Origin of the sequence: Pseudomonas fuscovaginae SE-1 (assembly GCF_000364705.1) — a bacterium.
In the GTDB taxonomy this organism is placed as follows: Bacteria; Pseudomonadota; Gammaproteobacteria; order Pseudomonadales; family Pseudomonadaceae; genus Aquipseudomonas; species Aquipseudomonas fuscovaginae_A.
This window is the reverse complement of the sequence record NZ_AQOH01000315.1, coordinates 1-587: the sequence shown is the minus strand read 5'-3', so window position 1 is coordinate 587 and position 587 is coordinate 1. Positions and strand designations below refer to the sequence as shown.

The 587-nt window shown below is 44.6% G+C and carries 1 protein-coding gene; it reads right to left on the bottom strand.

The features are described 5' to 3' along the window. Positions 1–546: tetratricopeptide repeat protein (locus K675_RS33205; RefSeq protein ID WP_157383993.1), on the bottom strand; the 546-nt coding region annotated here is incomplete at its 3' end. Positions 547–587 lie beyond the last annotated feature (41 nt).

The window sequence follows — 587 nt, the reverse complement described above, 5'->3', positions numbered from 1 at the left end:
TAACTTGTATACGATGTCGTCAGGGTCCATAAGGCATGCTTCTTCATAGTATTTGCGAGCGCCCCTGTTGTCTCCAAGCGAGGCAGAAATAAGTCCGCCGTAGTTCACGAAATTTGGGCTTCTTAGCCCGAATGATTGAAATCTTTTATAGTCAGCCATTGCGGTCTTGCTCTCTCCCTTGTTGCGAAGAGTATATAGAGTATTTGTCACCACCGAATAACCGAAATGTCGGACCGCTAAGTCGGATGAACGACCAAGCTCGGCCGAAGCATATTGGGCAAACTCTATTGCGTACGTGTGACTGAGTTTGTCTCCCTTGATACTTTTTGCTGGAGTTACATCCTTCTCACAAAAAACTCCTGCTAGAATTCCAAGGTCGGGATGCTCATGTCGCATCAGTTCAACAAACTCAGAGACTTTATCTTCGTTGTAAAATTTTCCTGCGCCAACTATGCAGATAGATGAGCCATCAATCACCTCTACATGTCTAACTGCTGGAAATCTAACCTGTGCGGCTCTATATATCTTAACAAGTGCATCATTCAAGGATCCAATGCCAAACATGCGCACATAGTCTGACTGATTAG